24 protein-coding genes and 1 pseudogene are annotated in these 22,517 nt (G+C 66.8%); 15 read left to right on the top strand and 10 right to left on the bottom strand.

Annotation, left to right across the window (positions count from 1 at the left end; translation table 11 throughout):
- Nucleotides 1–42: 42 nt before the first annotated feature.
- Nucleotides 43–930: a LysR family transcriptional regulator gene (locus EJP69_RS29220; protein WP_126473933.1), complete on the bottom strand. Its 888-nt coding sequence runs from the start codon at nt 928–930 to the stop codon at nt 43–45.
- Between the two features lie 171 nt (nt 931–1,101).
- Between EJP69_RS29220 and EJP69_RS29215 the strand changes: the two genes are divergently transcribed.
- From EJP69_RS29215 to EJP69_RS29195, 5 genes are all read left to right on the top strand, one after another.
- Nucleotides 1,102–1,893: a fumarylacetoacetate hydrolase family protein gene (locus EJP69_RS29215; protein WP_126473931.1), complete on the top strand. Its 792-nt coding sequence runs from the start codon at nt 1,102–1,104 to the stop codon at nt 1,891–1,893.
- Nucleotides 1,894–2,011: 118 nt separating this feature from the next.
- Entirely contained in the window at nt 2,012–2,284 is a 273-nt protein-coding gene (locus tag EJP69_RS29210) for a hypothetical protein (RefSeq protein WP_093209800.1), read from the top strand.
- 217 nt (nt 2,285–2,501) lie between these two features.
- Entirely contained in the window at nt 2,502–4,598 is a 2,097-nt protein-coding gene (locus EJP69_RS29205; RefSeq protein ID WP_126473966.1) for a TonB-dependent siderophore receptor, read from the top strand.
- Between the two features lie 226 nt (nt 4,599–4,824).
- Complete coding sequence (locus EJP69_RS29605; protein ID WP_170217264.1) at nt 4,825–5,064, top strand: hypothetical protein; 240 nt, start codon at nt 4,825–4,827, stop codon at nt 5,062–5,064.
- A 40-nt stretch (nt 5,065–5,104) separates the two neighbouring features.
- The gene (locus EJP69_RS29195) at nt 5,105–5,710 is read left to right on the top strand and encodes a response regulator (RefSeq protein ID WP_170217263.1); all 606 of its coding nucleotides are present in this window, start codon (nt 5,105–5,107) and stop codon (nt 5,708–5,710) included.
- Here the strand turns inward: EJP69_RS29195 and EJP69_RS29190 are convergent.
- Both EJP69_RS29190 and EJP69_RS29185 read right to left on the bottom strand, forming a co-directional pair.
- Nucleotides 5,655–5,876 (bottom strand): hypothetical protein, encoded by a 222-nt coding sequence (locus tag EJP69_RS29190; protein WP_126473925.1) that lies wholly within the window; start codon nt 5,874–5,876, stop codon nt 5,655–5,657. The two genes, EJP69_RS29195 and EJP69_RS29190, sit on opposite strands and share 56 nt — an antisense overlap.
- A gap of 196 nt (nt 5,877–6,072) precedes the next feature.
- On the bottom strand, nt 6,073–6,858 hold the full coding sequence (locus EJP69_RS29185) for a response regulator (RefSeq protein ID WP_206169402.1): 786 nt from the start codon (nt 6,856–6,858) through the stop codon (nt 6,073–6,075).
- Nucleotides 6,859–7,105: 247 nt separating this feature from the next.
- Here EJP69_RS29185 and EJP69_RS29180 point away from each other — a divergent pair, with 247 nt between their 5' ends.
- Nucleotides 7,106–9,328, top strand: coding sequence for an ATP-binding protein (locus EJP69_RS29180; protein WP_126473921.1), 2,223 nt, complete (start codon nt 7,106–7,108; stop codon nt 9,326–9,328).
- 238 nt (nt 9,329–9,566) lie between these two features.
- On the top strand, nt 9,567–10,070 hold the full coding sequence (locus EJP69_RS29175) for a pilin (protein WP_126473919.1): 504 nt from the start codon (nt 9,567–9,569) through the stop codon (nt 10,068–10,070).
- Nucleotides 10,071–10,127: 57 nt separating this feature from the next.
- Here the strand turns inward: EJP69_RS29175 and EJP69_RS29170 are convergent, their stop codons facing one another.
- From EJP69_RS29170 to EJP69_RS29160, 3 genes are all read right to left on the bottom strand, one after another.
- Nucleotides 10,128–10,433: a hypothetical protein gene (locus EJP69_RS29170; RefSeq protein WP_170217262.1), complete on the bottom strand. Its 306-nt coding sequence runs from the start codon at nt 10,431–10,433 to the stop codon at nt 10,128–10,130.
- Between the two features lie 41 nt (nt 10,434–10,474).
- Nucleotides 10,475–11,008 (bottom strand): SEL1-like repeat protein, encoded by a 534-nt coding sequence (locus EJP69_RS29165; RefSeq protein ID WP_170217261.1) that lies wholly within the window; start codon nt 11,006–11,008, stop codon nt 10,475–10,477.
- Between the two features lie 83 nt (nt 11,009–11,091).
- Complete coding sequence (locus tag EJP69_RS29160; RefSeq protein ID WP_126473913.1) at nt 11,092–11,361, bottom strand: hypothetical protein; 270 nt, start codon at nt 11,359–11,361, stop codon at nt 11,092–11,094.
- A gap of 280 nt (nt 11,362–11,641) precedes the next feature.
- Between EJP69_RS29160 and EJP69_RS29155 the strand changes: the two genes are divergently transcribed.
- From EJP69_RS29155 to EJP69_RS29130, 6 genes are read left to right on the top strand one after another with little or no spacing between them, the layout of a single operon-like run.
- Nucleotides 11,642–12,112 (top strand): type IV pilin protein, encoded by a 471-nt coding sequence (locus tag EJP69_RS29155; protein ID WP_126473911.1) that lies wholly within the window; start codon nt 11,642–11,644, stop codon nt 12,110–12,112.
- A complete protein-coding gene (locus tag EJP69_RS29150) occupies nt 12,058–12,714 on the top strand; it encodes a GspH/FimT family pseudopilin (RefSeq protein ID WP_126473909.1) in 657 nt (218 codons plus the stop codon). The genes EJP69_RS29155 and EJP69_RS29150 overlap by 55 nt, the downstream gene beginning before the upstream one ends.
- Nucleotides 12,715–12,716: 2 nt before the next feature.
- Entirely contained in the window at nt 12,717–13,175 is a 459-nt protein-coding gene (gene pilV, locus EJP69_RS29145) for a type IV pilus modification protein PilV (RefSeq protein ID WP_126473907.1), read from the top strand.
- Between the two features lie 8 nt (nt 13,176–13,183).
- Nucleotides 13,184–14,377, top strand: coding sequence for a PilW family protein (locus tag EJP69_RS29140; protein ID WP_126473905.1), 1,194 nt, complete (start codon nt 13,184–13,186; stop codon nt 14,375–14,377).
- The gene (locus EJP69_RS29135; protein ID WP_126473903.1) at nt 14,371–15,003 is read left to right on the top strand and encodes a pilus assembly PilX family protein; all 633 of its coding nucleotides are present in this window, start codon (nt 14,371–14,373) and stop codon (nt 15,001–15,003) included. The genes EJP69_RS29140 and EJP69_RS29135 overlap by 7 nt, the downstream gene beginning before the upstream one ends.
- Nucleotides 15,000–19,040, top strand: a complete 4,041-nt coding sequence (locus tag EJP69_RS29130; protein WP_126473901.1) for a pilus assembly protein — start codon at nt 15,000–15,002, stop codon at nt 19,038–19,040. The genes EJP69_RS29135 and EJP69_RS29130 overlap by 4 nt, the downstream gene beginning before the upstream one ends.
- A 132-nt stretch (nt 19,041–19,172) precedes the next feature.
- Here EJP69_RS29130 and EJP69_RS29125 read toward each other — a convergent pair whose 3' ends face one another.
- From EJP69_RS29125 to EJP69_RS29110, 4 genes are all read right to left on the bottom strand, one after another.
- Entirely contained in the window at nt 19,173–19,532 is a 360-nt protein-coding gene (locus tag EJP69_RS29125; protein ID WP_093209822.1) for a hypothetical protein, read from the bottom strand.
- A gap of 97 nt (nt 19,533–19,629) precedes the next feature.
- Nucleotides 19,630–20,013 (bottom strand): roadblock/LC7 domain-containing protein, encoded by a 384-nt coding sequence (locus EJP69_RS29120; RefSeq protein WP_093209824.1) that lies wholly within the window; start codon nt 20,011–20,013, stop codon nt 19,630–19,632.
- A 66-nt stretch (nt 20,014–20,079) separates the two neighbouring features.
- Complete coding sequence (locus tag EJP69_RS29115; protein WP_093307454.1) at nt 20,080–20,598, bottom strand: GTP-binding protein; 519 nt, start codon at nt 20,596–20,598, stop codon at nt 20,080–20,082.
- A gap of 54 nt (nt 20,599–20,652) precedes the next feature.
- Nucleotides 20,653–21,411 (bottom strand): hypothetical protein, encoded by a 759-nt coding sequence (locus EJP69_RS29110; RefSeq protein ID WP_240652330.1) that lies wholly within the window; start codon nt 21,409–21,411, stop codon nt 20,653–20,655.
- A gap of 321 nt (nt 21,412–21,732) precedes the next feature.
- On the opposite strand from EJP69_RS29110, the gene EJP69_RS29105 reads away from it, so the two are divergent.
- Together EJP69_RS29105 and EJP69_RS29100 are read left to right on the top strand one after the other, a co-directional pair.
- Nucleotides 21,733–21,954, top strand: a complete 222-nt coding sequence (locus EJP69_RS29105; protein ID WP_093209827.1) for a hypothetical protein — start codon at nt 21,733–21,735, stop codon at nt 21,952–21,954.
- 242 nt (nt 21,955–22,196) lie between these two features.
- A pseudogene (locus EJP69_RS29100) lies at nt 22,197–22,517 on the top strand (esterase/lipase family protein); the annotation flags it as partial.

Genomic DNA, 22,517 nt, shown 5'->3' with positions numbered 1-22,517 from the left:
CGCGCCAATGCCGAATTCGGCGCCCATCGATCTCGAAATCAGCTAGACGGCACGCAACGACGCGACCAGATCCTGCGCGAGCCGCGAGGCATCTTCCGAGCGCCACAGCACCAGCACCGTGGTGCGGACATCGTCGCCATCCAGCGTGAGCAGCTTCACGCCTTCCGGCGCCATGCGCCCCATCGACTCGGGCACGATCGCGATGCCGAAGCCGGCCTGCACCAGCGCCAGCTGCGACCACTTTCGCGAGCGGACCTGCGCGCTCCTGGGGTGATAGCCCTGCGCACGGCAGAGCTCCGCCACGCGATGGCTCAGCCCGCCGCGTTCGAGATGCGGCGTCGCGACGAACGGCTCGTCGCGCAGTTCGGCGATGGTCACGCGCTCGCGGCCGGCCAGCGCATGCGTAGCGGGCACGGCCACCACCAGCGATTCGGAGAAGAGCGGCGACTGCTGCACGCCCGGGTAGCGGCGCAGCACCGGCTCGCGCGCCAGGCCGACGTCGGCATTGCCCTGCTCGATGTCCATCGCCTGGTACTCCGACGCACGCTGCGACACTTCGATGGAGACGCCGGGATGGCGCTGTGCATGCTTCTTCAGGCATTCGAGCAGGCCGTGCGTCAGCGGCACCGAGCTCGAATGCAGCAAGTGCACCGTGCCTTCGATGCCGCGCTGCGCATGGCGCGCCCCTATGGCCGCGCTCTCCAGCGCCGCGAGAATGCGCCGCGCATCGCCGTACAGCGAGCGGCCTGCGGGCGTCATCTCCAGATGCCTCGCATCGCGCTCCAGCAGCGGCACCTGCAGATGCCGCTCCATTTCCTTGATCTGCCGGCTCAGGGCCGACTGCGCGATGAACAGGCGCTCCGCCGCAAGGCTGAAGCTGCCCGCGTCGACGATGTCGACGAAATAGCGGAGCTGTTTGTGGGTGAGCATGCGGGCGTCCTGCCGGGCCGGTACGTGGCCCCGTGCGCCGATTCTGCAGTGGTGTGTTCTGTCCTGTTTTTGCGTAGATGCGTGCGATTGCGCGCCACCCCGCCGTCCCAGAATGAAGCCGCCGTGCGAGGTACGGCAAGCGCATTTCCACACAAGACCAAGGAGACCTTCATGATCACTTCCCGTCGCGGCCTGCTGGCCGGTTCCGCCGCCATGGCAACCGGCGCCATCGCCGGCTGCGCGCTGCCCGCCGGGGCCGCCCGCGCACAGGCCACGCCGTTCGATGTCGCCCCGTCGACCATCCCGATCGTCGGCAGCGAGCAGGTCTATCCGGTGCGCCGCATCTACTGCATCGGCCGCAACTACGAGGCCCATGCGCGCGAGATGGGCTCGGATCCGAGCCGCGAGCCGCCCTTCTTCTTCCAGAAGCCGGCCGACGCGATCCAGGTCGTGACGCCCGGCACCGTGGCCGACCATCCCTACCCCACGCTCACGAAGAACTACCACTACGAGGTGGAGCTGGTGGTGGCGCTCGGAAAGGGCGGGCGCAACATCCCCGCGAGCTCGGCGCTCGACCACGTCTACGGCTACTCGCTGGGCCTCGACATGACGCGGCGCGACCTGCAGCGCGAGATGGGCGACCAGAAGAAGCCCTGGGAAATCGGCAAGAGCTTCGACCACTCGGCGCCCGTGGGCCCGATCCATCCAGTGGCGAAGGTCGGCCATTTCACCGACGGCGCGATCTGGCTCAAGGTGAACGGGCAGACGAAGCAGAACGCCACGCTCAGGCACATGATCTGGTCGGTGGCCGAGCAGATCAGCCGGCTGTCGCAGGCCTTCGAGCTGAAGCCGGGCGACATCATCTACTCGGGCACGCCTGAGAACGTGGGGCCCGTGGTGCGTGGCGACCTGATCGAGATCCACATCGACCGGCTGCCCGAGCTGTCGGTGCGGATCGTCTGAGCACGGGCACTGCCCAGGCGCGAAGGAAGCCCCGGGGGCGCGAGGGTGAGGGTGGCCACTCCTTTTTTCCTGCCAGATTGATGCCGATCATCGGCGGCTCCGCAATCACAGAGCCGCCATGTCCCAGCCTCCGCAAGCCATCTACATCGACGACCTGCACGCCCCGCAGGTGTTCGCGGACGAAGTCTCGGGCTACTGGGTCAACGCGGGCTGCGTCCACATCACCTTCGACGCCAGCCGCGTCGATCACAGCTCCGACAAGTGCCCGGTCCACCGGGCGGCGGTGCTGCGCGTGACGCTGCCCATTCCGATCGCGCAGGTGCTCGCGGTCAGCCTCTACGACTTCCTGAAGCAGCGCGGGCTGGCGCCGTCGCCGGGCAACGGCCACTGATCCGGAAGAGGCAGCCCGCACGGGCCGCAGGGCCAAGCTCCAATATTTCTACGAGATTCGCGTTGAAGATGAGAGTCATTCTTATCTACAACGCGAGTCAAAGTTGATCCCAGGACGCCAGAACACCGCCGTCGCCGTCACGGCCCTTTCGCCGATTTCCACGGCCTCCCCGCTCTCATTCAGGCGCAGCGCATTCGGCCCGCCCGCGCGCGCCACGCTGCTGGTGCTGTGGGCCGCGGCCCAGATCGGCCGCGCACACGCGCAGGAGGCGCAAGGCAAGGACGCTGCCGCGGCAGCGCTGCCAACCGTGACGGTTACCGCCGAGTCGCAGGACGACACGCAGCAGCACCTCGGCGCCAAGGTGAGCAGCGGCGCGCTCGGCGCGCGCTCGCAGCTTGAAACGCCCTTCTCCACCACCGTCGTGCGCGGCGAGGACATGGCCGAGCGCCAGGTGTCGAAGCTGGGCGACGTGTTCGCGCTCGACGCATCGGTATCGGACAACAGCGGCGCCTACAGCGCCTGGGCCAGCTACATCACGGTGCGCGGCCTGCCGCTGGACTGGCAGAACGGCTACCGCATCAACGGCCAGCCTTTCCTCAGCTACGCCATCACCCTGCCCTACGAACACTTCGAGCAGATCGAGCTGCTCAAGGGTTCGTCGGGCTTCATGTACGGTTTCGGTTCGCCGGGCGGCATCGTCAACTACGTGACGAAGAAGCCGACCGACCAGCCGGTACGCAGCATCGAGGTGGGCTACAAGACGGCCGGCATCTGGAGCGAGCACGTCGACCTGGGCGGGCGCTTCGGCACGGACGACCGCTTCGGCTACCGGCTCAACGCCACGCACGAGGAAGGCAAGACCTACAACGACGGCAACGTGCGCCGCGACTCGGTGTCGCTCGGACTGGACGCGAAGCTCACCGACAAGCTCACCTGGACCTTCGACTCGCTCTACCAGAAGCGCACCTCCACCGGCCAGACGCCATCGATCTACCTGGGCAGCTACACGGGCACGCAGTTGCCCGCCACCATCAGCGCCGACAACCAGGGCCTGGTGGGCGCGGGCCAGCACCTGGCCACCGACTTCAACCTGTATTCGACCGGCCTGCAGTACAAGCTCTCGCCCGACTGGACGCTGAGCACCAGCTACAGCCACAGCAGCGCCACGCGCAGCCGCAACGAAGGCATCGCCTACCTGCTCGACTCCAGCGGTAACTATGACGACTACCGCTCCGACAGCGCCGAGGGCCATCGCTTCAACCAGTGGCAGGCCATGGCCACGGGCAAGCTGCGCACCGGCGACTTCGAGCACCAGCTGACGCTGGGCGCGTCGTGGCAGAAGCAGGTCAACTACTACAGCAGCAACAGCGTCTACCAGTTGATCGGCAGCGGCAGCATCTTCGGACAGAACACGAACAGCTACGCCAGCTCCACCGATTTCACGCCCTACCGCAACAGCGACATCACGCAGCGCGCCGTGTTCGCGAGCGACACGCTGAAGCTGTCCGACAGGTGGTCTGTGCTGGGCGGCCTGCGCAGCACGACCTACGAGCAGATCGGCTACGACACCACCGGCGAGCGCAACTCGAGCTATCGCAAGAGCGGCGTGATCACGCCCACTCTGGCGCTGATGTTCAAGCCCGCGCCCGACACCACGCTCTACACCAGCTATGTCGAATCGCTGGAGCCGGGCAGCACCGTCGGCAGCCTCTACGCCAACGAAGGCCAGTTGCTCAACCCGCTGAAGAGCAAGCAGTACGAACTGGGCCTGAAGACCGAGCGCGACCGCTGGAGCGCCACCGCGGCGCTCTTCCGCATCGAGCGCGGCGCCGAGTACGCCAACAGCGCCAACGTGCTGGTGCAGGACGGCCAGTCGATCTACCAGGGCCTGGAACTCGGCGCCTCCACGCGCCTGGGCTCGCAGTGGCGGATCGGCGGCAACCTGATGCTGCTCGACAGCTCGTACGAACGCGGCAGCAGCTACATCGGCAACCGCGTGGCGGGCGCTCCGAAGCTGGTGGCGACCGCGCAGGTGTCCTACGACGTGGCGCAGGTGCCGGGGCTCAGGCTCTCGGCCGACATGAAGTACACGGGCAACACCATGCTCAACGCGGCGAACCAGCTGAGCGTGCCCGGCTACACCATCGCGAACATCGGCGCGAGCTACACGACGCGCATCGGCGGACGCAACACGACCTTCCGCGCGGCCATCAACAACGTGGCGAACAAGCGCTACTGGGAGTACCAGTACGACAACTACATCAAGCCCGGCGACCCGCGCACGTTCAGCGTGAGCGCCAAGCTCGATTTCTGATTCCGTTGCGCAGTCACGGCCGTCCAGGGGGCGGCCGTCCAATTTTTCTCCCCCTTTGAAGTCCACGATACCGGTCATGAAGACTCTCCGGCATCGCAACCCGCACGACGCGTTCCGCGCGCTTCGCCTCGACGGCCTTCCAGCGCTCGCGCACGCGGACGGCCTTCCCCCGGAACTCGTCATGCGGGCCCGATGGAGCGGCAGAACATCGCCCGCTTCCTCCGCCATGCCGCGATCCGCGAAGTCCGTGTGGCTGCCGCGTCTTGCGGGCCTGCTGGCCTTCGGCGCGCTGGCGGCCGGCATCTTCCTGGCGGCCAGCGACACATGCACGGAGCGCGGGACGGCCGCAGCCGGCAACTACAGCCGGTCGACGCTCGCACCGATCACGACGAGCGGCACCGGTTCTCGCGACGGCAGCTGCAAGCGCACGCATGGCCGCTTGGAGCAGTCGAAGACGGCGCCCTGAAGCGGGCCGGATCCTGCAACTCACGCCTGAAGGCACTTCCTTGCGCGGCCTGCCCTTCCCTGCCGGAGCCTCGCGTCCAAGCCGGCCGCAACTCTTCTTCGGCGCCCTCGTCGTCGAGAGCGATCCCGTCGTCGCGAGCCGCATGAAGCGCATCCTGGGACATCTCGCGCCGGAGCGGCGGGTGGTGCTTGCGCCCACATGCGAGGAGGCCGAGGCGATGCTCGCCTCGTTGCCATTCGACCTGGTGCTCGTCGACATGCAGCTCTATCCGATAGGCCAGGGTGCTGCGCTGATCGGCGACGTACGCGCGAAGCTGCCGCGCGCACAGGTCATCGCCATGTCGGATACGGACGAGCGGGAACTGGTGCTGTCGGCCTTCGCCTCGGGAGCGACGGGCTATCTCCTGAGCGATGCGGAAGACGCCGACATCGCCTTCGCATTGCGTGCCTTGGCCACCGGCACCGTGCTCGATCCGCGAGCGGCCGGCCATCTGCTGGACCTGGTCGCCGAAACGCTTGCGACGCCGGAGCGCGTCTCCACTGATGGCCTCCGGGAAGAGAGCGGCTTCGGTGCCTGCCGCAAGCTGGAACTCAGGCCTCGGAGCCAGGCGGCTGCCGACGAAATGCGCCGCAGTCTTCCGGACTGAAGCGACAGTGCCGCGCCTGCGGTGGCTCGTGCGCCGCGACGCAGCGCCGTGCGAGGAACGCGATGCGCCGGGCGTCCCAGGCCAGGAACATCGCAAGCAGCGCGGCGTCGCAGACAGCCAGCGCGATCAGGGTGCGCCAGTCCCACAGCCAGTCGAACGATGTCATGGATAGGTAGGGGTAGTGATGAATGCGAGGCCCCGAGATTGCGGGCTTCGCATTTCCTGCGAATTTCAGCGTGTTGCGGGCACTCCCCCAGGCTTCGCGCACTTCGTGTCGCGCGCAGGGGCGATGCTTGCGGCCCGGCGGAGCCGGTTCCGCGGCATCCCGCGAACGGGGGGCCGGGACTGGGCGGAACGAGCCTTCAGGCCTCGCGCGTGCGCGTGACGGCGGGTACGAACATGTAGCCCTCGTTGCGCACCGTGCGGATCAGGTCCGCACGTGTCTCGCCGGAAGCCAGCTTGCGGCGCAGGCGGCTGACCTGCACGTCGATCGCGCGGTCGTACGAATCGCTTTCGGCGCCCAGGGCGTACTGCACGAGCTGGTCGCGCGTCAGCACGCGGCGCGGGTGCTGCACCAGCGCCCGCAGCAGGCGGAATTCGCCGTCGGAGAGATCCACCAGCCGGTCCTGCGGGTCGTGCAGCTGCCGAGCCTCGAGATCCATGCGCCAGCCGGCGAAGTGCAGCACCAGGGGCTGCTGCTGCCCCTCGGGCACCTCAGCACTCGCCTGTGGCGGCTGCGGCGCAGCTCGTGCAGGCTGCCCGCCAGCGGCAGCCCCATGCGCAGTCCGGCGCAGCACGGTGCGGATGCGTGCCAGCAGCTCGCGCGGGTTGCACGGCTTGGCAAGGTAGTCTTCCGCGCCGATCTCCAGGCCCACGATGCGGTCGATGTCCGTGCCCACGGCCGACAGCATGATGACGGGCGGCCCGCCGATGCGCTGCAGCTCGCGCAGCGCGCTCAAGCCGTCCTCGCCGGGCATCATCACGTCGAGCACGATGAGTGCGTATTCCGCCTGCGCGAGGCGCTCGCGCATTTCGGCCGGATGGCCGGCGGCGTCGACCTGGAAGCCATGCTTCTCCAGGAAGGACGCCACCAGGCTGCGGATGCCGGCGTCGTCGTCGACGATGAGGATGCGGGTGGACAGGTTCACGTTACGGCGGATCGGGTAGCGCATCATAGGCCGCGCACTGCCCCCGCCCGAAGCCCCTGCAGGCGCTGCAATGTATTGCAATGCAGTGAAATCCGGCAGCAACATCCGCTGAACAGACTCGCGCGCTCGAACGCTTGCGCATGGCCCGGCCCCGCGCAAGCGCGCTGACTTGGGAGAAAAAGATGGGAATGCAAAGATCGAGCCACGCCGGCGTGACATCACCTGCCGTCCGTGCCAGCATCGCCCCATGAAAACCCAAGGTACCGCGCGCCGCTGGCTGGGTCCGCCGCTCGCGTGGCAGATCATGGGCCTGCTGCTGGGCGGGCTGGTGGTGGCGCAGATCGTGACGCTGGCGCTGACCGTGCTGCTCCCGCCCCAGCCCCAACGCCAGTGGCAGCTCGGCGACATCGCGCGCGTGCTCTCGGGCCGCAGCGCCGAGGGCCGCAACGCCCACCTGCTGCAGCGCACGCTGCAGGCAAAGGCGCCCCAGCCCAAGGGACAGGGCTGGCTGACGTCCGAACGCTCGCGCCGTGACTTGGCGCAACTGCTGACGCGGGACGAAGCCGAGGTGCGGCTCTACTTCTTCACTCCGCTGCCGTTCGCGGGCACCACGGGGCCTGTCGCCGCCGCGGGCGACGGGCATGACGCGTCGCGCGGCATCGCCAGTGCGGCTTCCGCAGGCGGCTTCCTGAAGGTGCAGGCCCGGGGCGGACCGCCGGGCGGCGGTGGTGGCGGCGGCCCGGGAGGCCCCGGGGGCATGGGATTTCCGGGCGGCTTCGGAGGGCCCGGCGGAGGCTTCGGCACGGATCGGGGACAGAGGGACAGCATGACGGGGACTCCGCCGGCGCCTCCGCCTTCATCACAACAACAGCAGCAACAGCAGCCATCGCCGCCCACCGGCACGACAACCCAGTCGCCGCCAGGCAGTGCTCCGGCCGCAGATCCGGCGGGCGGCCCCTCCGCATCGCCCCGGTCATCCACGCCGGCCGCAACACCCGAGCCTGGCGCCACGCCACCGACCACGAGTTCTCCTGGCAGCACGACGACCGCACCACCGTCCGGCACCACGGGCGCGACCGGCACGCCGCCATCGCCTTCCCCCGCACCGGCGCCACCCGCGACGGCCATCGCGCCGAGAGCACCTGAGCCGGCCTCGCCATCACAGACGGCACCGCCGGGCATGGCCCGCGGCCAGCCCACCGCGCCATCGATGCAACCCGGAAGCAACTTGCGAGGCCTGCCGCCGTTCGTCGAGAGCCCCCCGCCGCGCGAGACCCCTTCCAGGGCGGAAGCTCCTCCGTCGACTCCCGCGCCGCTGCCACGCTCCGAATCCGCTGCACGCCCTTCCTCGCCCAACCCCGCGCCGGCGGCAAGCACGGCACCGCCAGCGGCAGTCACGGCCGAGCCGCCACGCGCACCCGTCAACACCGAGGCCACGACCACCGAGACCGCCGACACCGCGCGCCCCGCCACGCGCGGCCTCTTCGGACTCGCGCCCGCTCCCTTCGTGGAAGGCGACTTCATCGCCGCCGTGTACACGCCCGAGGGCAGCTGGGTGGTTGTACAGCCGGCGCCCGAGTCCTTTCCCAATGCCTGGCAGCGCCGCGTGCTGCTGTGGTTCCTGATCGCGGCGGCCATCGTCGCGCCTGCGGGCTGGCTGTTCTCGCGCCGGCTGGTGCGGCCCATCGCCGGCTTCGCGCGCGCGGCCGACCAGCTCGGCCGCGACCCGTCGGCACCGGTGATGGCGCTCGAAGGCCCCGCCGAAATAGGCCGTGCCGCGCAGGCCTTCAACCGCATGCAGGCACGACTGCGCAGCTTCGTCGACGACCGCACGGTGATGATCGGCGCCATCAGCCACGACCTGCGCACGCCCCTCACGCGCCTGCGCTTCCGCATCGAGGATGTTCCCGACGACGTGCGCGCCGGCATGCTCGAAGACGTGCAGGAGATGGAGCTCATGATCGGCTCCGTGCTCAGCTTCATCCGCGACGCCTCAGTGGTGACCGCGCGCGAGCGCATGGACCTCGCGAGCCTCGTCGAGGACGTGGTCGAGCAGGCCGCGTTCGTCGGCAAGGACGTGCAGCTGCGGCGCACGGAACACGCACCGGTGGAGGTCGACGTGATCGGCATGCGCCGCGTGCTCGACAACCTCATCGAGAACGCCGTCAAGTACGGCCGCCTGGCACGCGTGCGCCTGTTCACCGACGGCCCCGACGCCGTGGTCGAGATCGGCGACCGCGGACCGGGCCTGCCCGCCAGCGAACTCGAGCAGGTCTTCAAGCCCTTCTACCGCACCGCACAGGCCCGCTCTTCGAGCGCGGCCGGCAGCGGGCTAGGGCTTGCCGTGTGCCGTTCGATCGCGCGCGCGCACGGCGGGGACGTGGTGCTGAAGACGGGCTCGCACGGGCTGGTCGCGCAGGTGCGCGTGCCGCTGATGCTCGAAGCGCAGCGGCTTGCAGCCGCGCATTGAACGGCACACGCCAACGCGCATCGATACGACGCGACGGATGACACCACCGGCGAGATGCCATGGCACGCACGGCCGCGCGTCATGACGAAGCGGCACGAATGTACACGCGCCTTTACGTCCTGAAACACCTGCTCGAACACGCATGAACCACCCCTGGACGGGTGGCATGCGGACTGCAGAAAGAAGCACGTCCCGGAGATCTTTCCGGGCGCACTTTCTCAACTGCAGGAGTTTCACAATGAACCGTCGTTCCTTCGCACGCAACGTGCAAAAGGGTTTCACTCTTATCGAATTGATGATCGTCGTGGCGATCATCGGTATCCTGGCTGCTGTGGCGCTGCCGGCTTATCAGGACTACACGGTGCGCGCCAAGGTCACCGAAGGCCTGTCGCTCGCCGATTCGGCCAAGACCGCTGTCTCTGAAAACGCTGCAAACGGCGCTGCGTTCGCGTCTGGCTGGAATGCTCCGTCGGCAACCAAGAACGTAAGCGGTGTCGTTATCGGTGACACCGGCATCATCACCATCACCTATACCGCAGCAGCAGGCAACGGCACCTTGGTGCTCGTCCCCGTTGATGGCTCTACCGCATCGGGAACGGCGCTGACCGCGGGCACGATTCCCACCAATGGCTCCATCACCTGGATCTGCGCATCTGCAGACTCGACCACGTCCAACGCCGTAGCTTCTGCCGCAAAAGGCACGCTGGCCGCAAAGTACGCACCGGCCGTTTGCCGCACCTAATCGATCAAGCGTCTGACCAAATGAAAAAGCCGCCTCAGGGCGGCTTTTTTTGTCTGCTTAACGACGAAGCTCTTGTGCCTTGGTCTTCTGATACGCAGCATCCACCAGTGCCTCGCATCGTCCCGCGCCCGCGGTCTCATAGCAACTCTGCTGAAAGACCTGATACATATCGAGCGCCACGCGAGCTGCAAGTCGCTCACCCGCTGGCGAAGGCGGGACTTCAGCACATTCATAGAGATCCGGCACACCCACCGCATTGCATTTCTGCTGCGCGACGACCATGCTGCGCACCACGACATCCGCGCCAAAATCAGCTGGCTCGTCGACAGAAAGGTGTGAGCCGCCACAACCTGCCAGCGCCATGAAAACGAAGGGGCATGCAACCCGCATGGACAGACGCACGACTATGACTCGCCGCATCCAGTCCTCATGCCTTGAATTTGGCGACAAGCCACCGAATGTCCCAGCGAGGCCGCCTTGGCAATCCACATGATCGCCAGGCTCTCATCCTTGGGTACCCCAAAGCCGGATGCATGGCAGTTCCCGAGCCACTGCATGGCGTCGGCGTTGCCTTGCGCGGCGGCAAGATCGAACCAGTAGACGGCTGCGCCGAAACGGCCTGCTACGAAGAACATTGCGCCGGCATCGGCTTGCGCACCCGCGTCGCCGCTGTCGGCCTTCACGATCACGTGCAGTTCCTCGCCAATCAACGCGATGTCGATCAGATCGATGATCTGCGCAAGGGCAAGCATCGCCCTTCCGCGCGAGTCTTCCTTGTGCTTGGCGATCGTTCCATCCGACACGCGCCGCCACAACGTTCGCTTGCTGATGCCGGTCATTGCGATGGCGGCTTCGAGACTGATGGCATCGGGTCTCAGCGCCGGCTCGTCATTGGGCGCGAGGCCTCCGTGCTCACCAGTTGATTCGGCGTGCTTCATCACCCTTCGGCCGGTTCCCGCAGACGGTCTCTGTCGATCTGCTTCACTTCGCCGACTGCTGCGTGGCAGCGGTTTCTGCACCGTCATTTGCGAGGCGCAACGCCGGCAGGCGGTGGCGGAATGCGATCACCGCCCTGCGATGGTTTCGTGAAGCCCGCCTTGGTCATGCACGCCGTCATCGCGGTCTGATCGGGACCACCGTTCGAATCCTTTGCAACGCTTGCAGCGCAACTCTTCAACGCAGCTTCCACAGCCGTGCCGCCACCATCCGCTGTTGTCGATGCTGCGCATGCAACCGTCGCAAAGCCCGTCATGCACGCCAGAGCCAGGGACAGCCGGATCTTTTCTCTCATCAATCATTTCTCCTGAACATCGTTGCACTCGATGCAAGGCGAAATGCATGCCAGCAGAAGAGGCTTCGGCCTCTTTCTTTTCAGCAATCACTTCTCCTGAACATCGGCCAATCCGATACGGCATGGATGCTCGGAGACAAAGTCGGAGGAACCTCGGATTCAGCGCTTCCCACGCGCACACAAACCCCAACGCATCAGCGAGATTCCTCCCAAATTGCGTGTTCGACTCGGCGTCCAGGAAGTTTCCCGTTGCTTCCGATACACGAGGAGAAGAATCACCATGACGCGGCTGCAGAAGACGCCCCAGGAGCTCCATGCGCGGGCGCGCGGCTTCACCTTGATCGAGGTGATGGTCACCGTGGCGATCGTGGCGATCCTCGCGGCGATCGCACTGCCTTCCTACACGGACTACGTCCGGCGCGGTCGCATCCCGGAGGCGACCTCCAACCTTTCGGCCAGCAACGCAAAGATGGAGCAGTGGTTCCAGGATGCCAAGAGCTACTACGCCACGGGTTCCACCAGCACATGCGGCGTGAGCATCTCCAACACCAACCTGAAGTACTTCACGCTCACCTGCACGCCGAGCTCGTCCACGAGCTACACCATCACTGCCACCGGCTCGTCCGCCATGGCCGGCTTCGTCTACACCATCGACCAGGACGGCACCCGTACGTCCACCATCACTGGCGTATCGGGATGGACCTCGTCCTCGTCGAGCTGCTGGATCACGAACAGGGGCGGGAGTTGCTGATGCGGGCACGGCCGCTTTCGATGCGGGGATTCGGCTTGATCGAGTTGATGGTGGGCATCACGATCCTGGCGATCCTGACCCTGCTGGCCGCCCCCTGGTTCGGTGACTGGACACGCAACACGCGCCTGCGCAGCGCGGCCGAGACACTGCGCTCCGATCTGCAGATGGCCAGGGCGGAAGCCATCCGGCGCAACACCGGCACGCGGCTTCAGTTCGTCACTTCGCTGGACGCCGGTTGCGCGCTGAGTACCAGCGTGGCGATCTGGGTAGTGAACGCCACTCTCTCCCAGACGCCGGCCGGCGCCTGCGGCAGCGCGCCCTACCTGATAGGCAGGAGCCCGCTCGAAGTGAGCAAGAGCTCGGACCTGGTTCTCACCGCAACGCGCAGCACCGTGGGCTTCGATGCGCTGGGCCGCCAGGCGGCCACGACCAATCCGACCACCTCCATCGCCGCGCTGACGGTGCAGTTGACCAGCGCCAGCGGCACCTGCGTCGCGTCCGGCGGCTCGGTGCGCTGCCTCAACGTGATCGTCTCGCCCGGCGGTGACTCCCGCATCTGCGACCCGGCACGCAGCGGCACCACCGATCCCATGACTTGCTGACCATGACTCGCCACCACGCTCCCTCATCCGCCATCGGCGGCTTCACCCTGATCGAGGCGATGGCCGCACTGCTCATCTTCGCGATCGGCCTGCTGGGCATCACTGGCCTCTATGCCAGCACGGCGCGCACCGCGACGGGTGCCGAATTCCGTACGACCGCCGCCATGCTCGCCAGCGATCTGGTCGGCCGCATGTGGATGAGCGATCGAACGGCCGCCACCCTTCAGGCCAACTACGCAAGCACGACTGCCGGTACGGGCTACACGAGCTGGAAGGCGGCCGTCGACAAGTCGAGCCTGCCGGGCGTCAGCAGCCTGCCGCCGACGGTCACTTTCAGTACGGTCGCCGGCGGCGGCAGTTCGGCCATCAGCAGCAGCCTGGCCACCATCACCATCTACTGGAAGGGCCCTGGCGACAGCAGTGCGCACCAGTACGTGGCCATGGCCCAGATGAAGCCGTGAGGAGCTTCATGCCCGCATCGCGCCTCGTCCGTGGCCAACGCGGCCAGCACGGCTTCAGCATCATCGAGCTCATGGTCGGCCTGCTGATCGGCATGTTCGCGGTGCTGGTCATCGTGCAGCTGCTGTACTCCACGAGCACGCAGCAGCGGCTGACCAGCACCAGCGGCGACGCCGAGATCAACGCCGCCACGGTCACCCATGTCCTTGCACGCGAACTGAACCAGGCTGGCCTGGGCATCAGTGCCTACACGCTGCTGGGCTGCAGCCTCACGTACACCACGACCTCGGACAGCAAGAGCGTCACGCTGTCTTCGCTGGCCCCGGTCACGGTGAATCCCGGCACTTCGCTGGTGCCCTCGGGGGACGCCAACACCGACACGCTCCTCATCGTCAGCGGCAGTTCGGCCAGCCCCTCCGAAGGAGACGCCCTCGCCGGCACCAGCACCGCGACCAGCTACACCGTGTCCACGCCATCGTCCTTCGCCACGGGCGACTGGGTAACGGCCGCCTCGACCACGCGCGACAGCAGTTCTTCCTGTGCCCTGGTCCTCGGCAAGGTGACCGCCATCGCGAGCTATGTGCTGACCGTGTCCACCGGCACCGCCGGCCTGGCGTCGGCGGAAGCGGCCGTCTACAACCTGGGGGCGGCACCTGTCATCCGTGCCTATGCGGTGCGCAACGGCAACCTCACCGTGTGCGACTACACGGCCTACAACTGCGGCGACACCAGCTATACGACGACGCTCAACAGCAGCGTCTGGGTTCCCATCGCCAGCCACATCGCCAGCCTGCGGGCCCAGTACGGCCGCGACACCAGCGACCTGGTCACGCCGAAGATGGATGGCGTGGTCGACAGCTACGACCAGACCACTCCCGGCGGCACGAGCGATGCCTCGGGCCTGTCCGCCTACTGCGGCTGGCTGCGGGTGGTCGGCCTGCGGCTCGCGGTGGTCGCGCGCAGCCAGCAGTACGACAAGGACGCGGTCACCACCACCGCACCCACCTGGTCCGGAAGCACCGCAAACACCAGCACCTCCAGCACGCTGACCACCGTGACGCCCTCCGCCCTGGCGATCGACCTCAGCGGCAACTCGGAGTGGAAGCACTACCGATACAAGACCATCGAGACCACGGTGCCGCTGCGAGACATCATCTGGAACGGCAACCAGGTCACCTACCAGAGCGGAGACGTTGCATGCTGAGCCCATGGCGCCCGTGGCCCGGGCAGCGCGGGCAGCGCGGCTTCGTCATGATCATCGCGCTGATCGCACTCGCGATCATGAGCATCGCCGCGATCGGCCTGATGCGCACCACCTCCGCCTCGGCGAGCATCGCCGGCAACCTGGCCTTCGAGCAGGCGGCGGCCACCTCTGCCGACCAGGCGGTGGAGGCGGCGGTGACCTGGCTGGAGAACAACAGCGGGCAGACAAGCTCCAGCACCGCCACCACCTGCTCGACAGGGACCTCCGTGCTGGCCTGCGACCAGACGAGCCGCGGCTACGCCGCCACGCGCACCGACCCCAGCAGCACGCAGTCGTGGTCGCAGTTGTGGACCCAGCTGGTCAGCGCCGGCTACACCGCCGTCTCGCAGAGCCAGGACGGCTCGGGCAACACCGCCTCCTACCTGATCCAGCGCATGTGCGCCAGCACGGGCGATGCGTCGTCCGCCAACGGTTGCGGCAGTTCACCCCTGGCCGTGAACACCGGCGGCAGCAAGAAGTCAGGCAGCACCCAGTCGTCCAGCAGCCAAGTCTATTACCGCATCACCGTCAAGGTGAGCGGTCCGCGCAACACCGTCTCTTTCACGCAAGCCATGGTGGCCCTATGAACATGTTTCCTCACGGCCGCTGGCGCCCCTGCATGGGCGCCCTGGCGCTGATCCTCGCGGCACCCGCCTTCGGCGCCCTCACCGACCTCGCAACGGCTCCGCTGGAAACGTCCTCGGCCACGCTGGTGAAGCCCAACATCATGTTCATCCTGGACAACTCCGGCAGCATGAGCTCCGCCTACCTTCCGGACTGGGCGGACGACTACAGCGCCAGCAGCTATCCCTACCTCTACCGCAACAGCCGCTTCAACGGCATCTACTACGACCCTTCGGTCACCTACACGCCACCCGTCAACTACGCCGGCACCAGCTACACCAGCATGACCTCGGCCAATACCTCGGCATGGACCAAGGTGCCGACCGACGGCTTCGGCGTGATCTCCACGGGCACGACGGACCTGACGGGAACGAGCACTCCCGCCACGTACTACACCTTCATTGCGGGCGAGTACTGTTCCTCGGCCAACCTGCGCACATGCAACAAGCAGAGCGCGGCCACCACCGCCTATGCCTACCCGGCCTACCTGCGCTGGTGCACCACGTCCGCGTTGAGCACCTGCCAGGCCGTCTACGTCGACAGCACCTCCGCGCCGGCCACCTACAAGTACCCGCGGTATCCGGGCATGAGTTCCACCGCGACGATCGTCCTCGCCGGGTCGGGCAGCACGAGCATCAGCGGCATCACGGTCAACGGCGTGCAGATTCTCTCGGCCACGACCTCGGCCAGCACGTCGTCCACCACGGTGGCCACCAACATCGTCACGGCCATCAACAACTGCACCAGCAGCAAGACCGGCAACTGCGGCATTGCCGGCTACAGCGCCAGCCGCAGCGGCAGCACCGTGACCATCACCTCGCCCAAGGGCGCCGATGCCTACGGCTACTCGCCCGTGGTCACGCAATCCGGCAGCATGACGGCCACCGTCACGGCCTTCAGCGGAGGCACGCCGGGCAGCTGGGTGCAGACCACCATCAGCAGCAGCACGTCGACCTATGCCTACCCCGGCACGAGTGCCCGCTCCACGACCCGCACCGACTGCACCACCAACAGCACCACCTGCACCTATGCGGAGGAGATGACCAACTTCGCCAACTGGTGGGCCTACTATCACACCCGCATGCAGGCGATGAAGAGCGCCACAACCCTCGCCTTCAGCGGACTGACCTCCAGCTACCGCGTGGGCTACATGACCATCAACAAGGTCAGCAGCTCGACGGACTTCCTGAACATCGCCGACAACACCACCACCAGCGGAGGGCAGAAGTCGCTGTGGTACGGCAAGCTCCTGGCGGCCCAGGCCAGCGGCACCACGCCGCTTCGCACCGCGCTGTCGAATGCCGGACGCTACTACGCCGCCAAGATCTCCTCCATCAACGGCGTGACGACCACCGATCCGATGCAGTACGCCTGCCAGCGCAACTACACGCTGCTGTCGACCGACGGCTACTGGAACGAGACCGCGACGCCTTACAAGGTCGACGGCACGACCGCCATCGGAGACCAGGACGGCAGCGAGTCGCGCCCCTATCTCGATGGCAATGCGGTGTCCAACACGCTGGCTGACACGGCGGAGTACTACTACGTCACCGACCTGCGATCGTCCTCCCTGAGCAACGCGACAAACTCGAGCGGCACGGACGTATCCAGCAACAGCTATTCCAACAAGCGCCAGAACATGGTGACCTCCACCATCGGCCTCGGTGCCTCGGGCTACATGCTGTTCGATGCCGACTACGCGAACGCCACGAGCGGCGACTACTACGACATCGCCAACGGCACCACCACCAGCAGCACGACGCAGGCTGCGGGGATATGCAACTGGCAGAGTGCGGGCAGCTGCAACTGGCCCACGCCTGTCAGCAACACCCAGACCGCCATCGACGACCTCTGGCACGCGGCCGTCAACGGCCGTGGCGGCTACTACAGCGCCTCGAATGCGTCAGACATCAAGACCAGCCTGACCAACTTCCTCAACACCGTGGACGCCACGACCAGCAGTTCCGCTGCCGTCACGCAAAGCGCCGCCGTGCTGACCTCCACCACCACCGGCTATACCTTCTCGACCACTTACTGCTCCGGCAAGTGGTTCGGTGAACTGGCGCGCTATGCGGTCAACTCGAGCACCGGCGTCACCTCCACCACCGCGGATTGGGCCGAGTCGGGTGCGGGCTCCGACTGCTCGAGCACTTCGGGCAGCCTCACCACCACGGCGCTGCTGGACAACGTCGGCTACGCCTCGCGCACCATCTTCACCTACAACCCCAGCACCGCGACGAAGCTGAGCTTCGCCTGGGATTCGCTCACGACGACGATGCAGGGCTACTTCAAGATCGCGTCGATCAGCTCCCTGTCGCAGCTGTGCAGCTCCGGCACCAGCTGCCTGGCGACGGCATCGCAGGTGGACAGTTCCACCGCCGGCACCACCACTGGCGCGGGTGGGGTGAACCTGGTGAACTACCTGCGCGGCGACCGCAGCAACGAGGGCTCCACCAACACCAAGTACTACCGATCGCGCACCCACGTGCTGGGCGACGTCGTCAACTCCACGCCGGTGTACATCAAGGCCCCTTCGCGCAGCTACAGCGACACGGGCTATGCCAGCTTCAAGACCTCCAACGCGTCTCGCCAGGGCATGGTCTATGTGGGTTCCAACGACGGCATGCTGCATGCCTTCAATGCCGACACGGGCGCCGAGACCTGGGCCTACATTCCCTCGGTCCTGCTGCCCAACCTGTACAAGCTGGCGGACAAGAACTACGCGTCCAACCACGTCTACTTCGTGGACGGCCAGATCACGCAGGCCGACGTCTACTACAACAGTGCCTGGCACACCATCATCGTGGGCGGCCTGGGCGACGGCGGCCGCGCCTACTTCGCGCTGGACGTCACGGACCCGAGCTCCCCGACCGTGCTTTGGGAGTTCAGCTCCAGCAGCACGCTCACGCCCAACCTGTACGACACGGACCTCGGCTACACCTATGGAGCCCCCGTGATCACCAAGCTGTCGGACGGAACCTGGGCGGTCGTCCTCAGCTCCGGGTACAACAACGTCTCCGACGGCGACGGCAAGGGCCACCTGTGGATCAGGAACGCCATGACCGGCGCGCTGATCAAGAAGATCGACAACGGCATGGGCAGCAACGCGAGCGGCAGCACGGTGACCGGCTGCTCCGTCGTGCCCTGCCCCAGCGGCCTGGCGAAGATCAGCGGCTGGACCAACAGCTCCACCGACAACACGACCACCCAGGTCTACGGCGGCGATCTGTACGGCAACCTCTGGCGCTTCGACATCAGCGCGCTGACCGCCAGTAGCGGCAGCGCCACGGTGCAGCTCCTGGCCACGCTGTCCGACAGCTCGGGCAACCGCCAACCCATCACAACGGCGCCGGAGCTGGGGCTGGTGAACAGCCAGCACGTGGTCTTCGTCGGCACCGGCGCCTACCTGGGCGTGACCGACATCACGACATCGCAGGTGCAGTCCATGTACGCCATCAAGGACACGCTGAGCGGAAGCTCCAGCACCACCGCCATCTACAGCAACCCGCGCAGCAACGCATGCAGCACGGGGACGACAACCAACTGCTTCGTCAAGCTGGCGCTCACCGATACCTCCGGGGTGCGCACGGTTTCCAGTTCGGTGAGCTACAGCACCAACTTCAGCAGCATGTACGGCTGGTTCGTGGACATGCCCGAGTCGGGCGAACGCGTCGACGAGGATCCGGTGCTCAGCTCCGGCACGCTGGTCTACGTCTCCAACACGCCCAGCACCTCGGGCGCCTGCAGCACCGGCGGTTCCAGCTACATCAACTACGTCAACTACGCCACCGGCCTGACTGTTTCGGGCGCCGACAATGCAGGCGTACTCCTGTCGAGCGCAGGTTTGTCGAGTTCGGCCGCACTCGCGGTAACGACCAGTGGGAAGACCGTCGCCACCACCAAGGACTCCACCGGTGCCGTGACGACGACGACCATTCCGGTCTCCTCATCGGGCGGTACGCGCCGCATCTCCTGGCGACGGCTGACCGACGGTCGGTGAAGACGCGCATTGCCGGCGTCGCGGCCAGCGTGCCGCCGGGCCTGCGCCATCAACTTGGGCACCGGGCAGCCGGCGCCGGAGAACAACGCCGCCTGCATCTCCGAGTCGCAGGCAGGCCGGCGGCGCGCCGCGTCAGACCGCCAGTGCCTGCCCCACGTCCTGCGTCTTGCGGCGCGCGAGCGCGAGGTTGGACTTCGACTTGTCGAGCACCAGGTAGACGAACAGGCCTTCGTGCTTCTGCAGCGGGCGGATGATGTGGTACTGGCGTCCGAGCGTGATCAGGATGTCCTCGATCACGTCGTTCAGGCCGAGCGCATTCATGGTCTTGTGCTTGGCGCGCACCACCTCGGTATTGCCCGCGGCGGCAACTTCCAGGTCCACGCCCGAGCCGATCTGCCCCAGGATCATGCCGCTGCCGGAATCGACCAGCGCAGCGCACAGCGCACCGTCGATCGTCATCAGTTCGTCCATGGATTGCTTGATATTTGCCATCGAAGTCTTTCGTAGTGCATCGCCCTGAGAATCGGCCGCCACCCGGGCGAGTGATGAGCGGCGGCCGCTTTTTGAAAGGCTGTAAGCGCGCTCGGGCTCAGGCGCGCTGAAGGGCAAGCGTCGCCTGCTTGGAGAAGTACAGGACCTGGCCGATCACCGCGTCCTTGCCCGTCACCACGCTCACGATGAGGTCGGCCTCGTCGTTGCGGGCCTGCAGCATCAGGATGTGGCCGAGCGCGGTCTCTATCGCGACGTTCTCGCACTGCCCCAGCCCGCTCTCCTCGCCGGCCACCGCCCCCAGCGCGGCCAGCGAACTCGCGATGGCGGACAGGCGCGCGACCTGCGCGTTGTTCTCGGTGCGCGCGGCCAGCTCCAGGCCGTCTTCCGTCGCGATCACCACGGCCTTCGCGCCCTTGATCTCGCGCATGAGCGTGTCCACGGCGGTCTCGGCGGCGTCCTTGATGCGGGGGGAGATGTTCATGTGGCTCGGGTCCGGCGAAGGGAGGAAGAAAGGAAAGAAGGGAAATGAGAAGAGGCGGCGCGATGCTCAGGCTTCGAGCTGCAGCAGCAGCAGCTCGAGCAGCTGCACCACCTGCTGCGGATCGGTCACGTTGGCCGGCAGCACGGGGCGCAGCACGCCCTTGTCCTGCATGCGCTGGGCGTAGGCGTCGAGGCCCGGCTCGGGATGGGTCTCGGTGCGGCCCACCGCCACCACGCAGGCGGTCCTGTCGATGAGCTCGGAGAAGCCGTCGAGGTAGACCTCGAGGTCGGCCAGCGGATCGGGGCGGCTGTTGTCGACCAGGATCACGAGGCCCAGCGCGCCGCGCGCGAGGATGCGCCACATGAAGTCGAAGCGCATCTGTCCGGGCGTGCCGTACAGGCGCAGCTTCTCTCCGTTGTCGAGCGTGAGTTCGCCGTAGTCCAGGCCGACGGTGGTCGTGGCCTTGGCAACCGAGGTGTCGCTGTTGCGCACCTCCGTGCGCACCGGCGCGATCTCGCTCACGGCCGCTATGGCGGTGGTCTTGCCCGCACCCATGGTGCCGGTGAAAAGTATCTTGTGCTCCACGCTCATTCAGGGTCGGTCGATGTCGTCGATGTCATGTGGCGCAGGCTCATCGCTTCAGGCCCTCGGTCCGGAGGCCAGCAGGCCGAGGCGGCTGCGGATGCGCGCGAGCAGGCCCGGCTGCACAGTCTCTCGCACCGCGACAGGCGCGAAGGGCGCCTCGGTGCCGCCCCGGACCTGCGAATCGGGCCAGATCGACTCGGGCGCGCGACTGGCCGCGAAGCCGGTGCCGCCGTTGCTGCTGCTGGCCGCGACGAACCCCGCGTTCTCGAGCGCCGCGATGAAGTCCGCGCACTCCTGGGCGCTGGCGCCCGATCTCTGCTGAAGCGCCTGCAGCGAAGCCGGACGGCTCGCGAGCAGCGTGGCGAGCTTCATGCGCATGGTGGTGTCGAGCAGCGCGAGCGAAGGCCAGCGCAGCAGGCGGTACTCGTCGCCGCGCTCGGCGGCACGGTCGCGGGATGCGGCAAGACCGAGCTCGCGGGCATGGACCACCATCGCGCCGAGGCGGTTGAGCATGGCCTCGAGCGCATCGGCATGCAGCGGCAGGCGCAGGAAGGGGCCGCGCGAGGGCGGGTTCTCGCCGATCGTCAGAAGCGGCACCGAGCGGTCGTCTGCTTCGGCGGGCGGCGCCGGGAGCCGGTCGCCCACCACGCGCAGGTCGGCGTCCTCGACCTGCCAGGCCCAGTGCTGGTGGGTGCGGTGATCGAGCAACCGAACGAGGGACTTGAAGAGAAGTTCGTCGCGAGCAGGCAGGCCTTCGACGCTGAAGCTCAGCAACGGCCGGCGACTGCGCGGCAAGTTGGCTGGCGAGTTCATCGGCGGCTCGGGCGTAGCCATGCGGTGACCAGCGCCGAGCGCACCAATTTGGGGCTTTCTTGCGATTTGACCTGCAATTCCGGAGCTCCCATCGGAAAGGCACCCTGCGGACAGCCTTGCGGCCCGCCTCCAATCGAATGCCTAAGTGTTAAATGATTGTTTCTGGGAAAATATAACACTCGTTGCAATTAAAAACACTAGATTACAAAACCCGACTAGGACCTACGGGAATCGGTAGCGAAGAGCCCCGGCCGTTGCCGTCGCAGGAGCCCGCAGGCTTCCCTCAAGATGCCTCCCACATTGCCGCGCAGACTCGCCGGCATGTCCAAGCCAGCCCTCAGCCCGTGGATCCGCCTGCGCTGGCGCCTGCCGGAGGCGGGCCTGTTCGGGCATGCGGTCGAAGGCCACTGGTTGTGGGAGCCCGACACGCCCGCGGTGCGCGCCGCATTCCAGGCCGCCGTGGAAGCAGGCAACAGGGCCCATGGCGCGGGGACGCACTGGGTGGAGCAGGAGGAGATCGGGAACGCTCCGGCACCCTGGTGACCTCGACGCCGCCGGAGCCCGTCACTTCCTTTCCTTCGTCGAGGCGCCGATGAATATCTGCCTCCGCAGGCTCCTCGCGCCTTGAGCACTTCTTCACGCATTGCCTCCACTACTTGCTGGATGTCATTTCAGGCGCATCCGACATTCATATAGTCCCTGCCGACTAATCAAAGGCAGGCGCAATGCCCATGTTCCCGTGCGGAGCGGGCACGCCGGCATGCGCAAACCGGGGAGGACCAGAGATGGCAGTACAGGGAGAAGAAGAGGACATCTGGCTGGACTTCAGCCTGGGTCTGGGCGGTTTCGCGGAGGTCACCGCCGTGACGACGCCGCTTGACGACCGGAGGAAGATCCGCGTGCGCGTGCCGCCGGGCAAGCTCATTCCGATCGTGTTCCTGCCCGGCATCATGGGCAGCAACCTGCGCCTGTCCCGCGAGCGGCAGGAGCTGCTCAAGCGCAGCGACAACCTCTCGTGGTCACCCGACAAGAAAGGCGATGCCTTCTCGCGGCGCAACGCAAGCGCGGCAGCCCGCCAGATGCGGCTGGACCCGGACGAAGTGGAA

Origin of the sequence: Variovorax gossypii (assembly GCF_003965815.1) — a bacterium.
Classification (GTDB): domain Bacteria; phylum Pseudomonadota; class Gammaproteobacteria; order Burkholderiales; family Burkholderiaceae_C; genus Variovorax; species Variovorax gossypii.
This window is presented reverse-complemented; position numbering and strand designations above follow the sequence as displayed.

Bases quoted from the DNA above. Each gene is read 5' to 3' on its own strand.
- EJP69_RS29220 (WP_126473933.1), bottom strand. From the start codon at position 930: ATGCTCACCCACAAACAGCTCCGCTATTTCGTCGACATCGTCGACGCG.
- EJP69_RS29215 (WP_126473931.1), top strand. From the start codon at position 1,102: ATGATCACTTCCCGTCGCGGCCTGCTGGCCGGTTCCGCCGCCATGGCA.
- EJP69_RS29210 (WP_093209800.1), top strand. From the start codon at position 2,012: ATGTCCCAGCCTCCGCAAGCCATCTACATCGACGACCTGCACGCCCCG.
- EJP69_RS29605 (WP_170217264.1), top strand. From the start codon at position 4,825: ATGCCGCGATCCGCGAAGTCCGTGTGGCTGCCGCGTCTTGCGGGCCTG.
- EJP69_RS29190 (WP_126473925.1), bottom strand. From the start codon at position 5,876: ATGACATCGTTCGACTGGCTGTGGGACTGGCGCACCCTGATCGCGCTG.
- EJP69_RS29180 (WP_126473921.1), top strand. From the start codon at position 7,106: ATGAAAACCCAAGGTACCGCGCGCCGCTGGCTGGGTCCGCCGCTCGCG.
- EJP69_RS29175 (WP_126473919.1), top strand. From the start codon at position 9,567: ATGAACCGTCGTTCCTTCGCACGCAACGTGCAAAAGGGTTTCACTCTT.
- EJP69_RS29170 (WP_170217262.1), bottom strand. From the start codon at position 10,433: ATGGCGCTGGCAGGTTGTGGCGGCTCACACCTTTCTGTCGACGAGCCA.
- EJP69_RS29165 (WP_170217261.1), bottom strand. From the start codon at position 11,008: ATGAAGCACGCCGAATCAACTGGTGAGCACGGAGGCCTCGCGCCCAAT.
- EJP69_RS29160 (WP_126473913.1), bottom strand. From the start codon at position 11,361: ATGAGAGAAAAGATCCGGCTGTCCCTGGCTCTGGCGTGCATGACGGGC.
- EJP69_RS29155 (WP_126473911.1), top strand. From the start codon at position 11,642: ATGACGCGGCTGCAGAAGACGCCCCAGGAGCTCCATGCGCGGGCGCGC.
- EJP69_RS29150 (WP_126473909.1), top strand. From the start codon at position 12,058: ATGGACCTCGTCCTCGTCGAGCTGCTGGATCACGAACAGGGGCGGGAG.
- pilV (WP_126473907.1), top strand. From the start codon at position 12,717: ATGACTCGCCACCACGCTCCCTCATCCGCCATCGGCGGCTTCACCCTG.
- EJP69_RS29140 (WP_126473905.1), top strand. From the start codon at position 13,184: ATGCCCGCATCGCGCCTCGTCCGTGGCCAACGCGGCCAGCACGGCTTC.
- EJP69_RS29135 (WP_126473903.1), top strand. From the start codon at position 14,371: ATGCTGAGCCCATGGCGCCCGTGGCCCGGGCAGCGCGGGCAGCGCGGC.
- EJP69_RS29130 (WP_126473901.1), top strand. From the start codon at position 15,000: ATGAACATGTTTCCTCACGGCCGCTGGCGCCCCTGCATGGGCGCCCTG.
- EJP69_RS29125 (WP_093209822.1), bottom strand. From the start codon at position 19,532: ATGGCAAATATCAAGCAATCCATGGACGAACTGATGACGATCGACGGT.
- EJP69_RS29120 (WP_093209824.1), bottom strand. From the start codon at position 20,013: ATGAACATCTCCCCCCGCATCAAGGACGCCGCCGAGACCGCCGTGGAC.
- EJP69_RS29110 (WP_240652330.1), bottom strand. From the start codon at position 21,411: ATGAACTCGCCAGCCAACTTGCCGCGCAGTCGCCGGCCGTTGCTGAGC.
- EJP69_RS29105 (WP_093209827.1), top strand. From the start codon at position 21,733: ATGTCCAAGCCAGCCCTCAGCCCGTGGATCCGCCTGCGCTGGCGCCTG.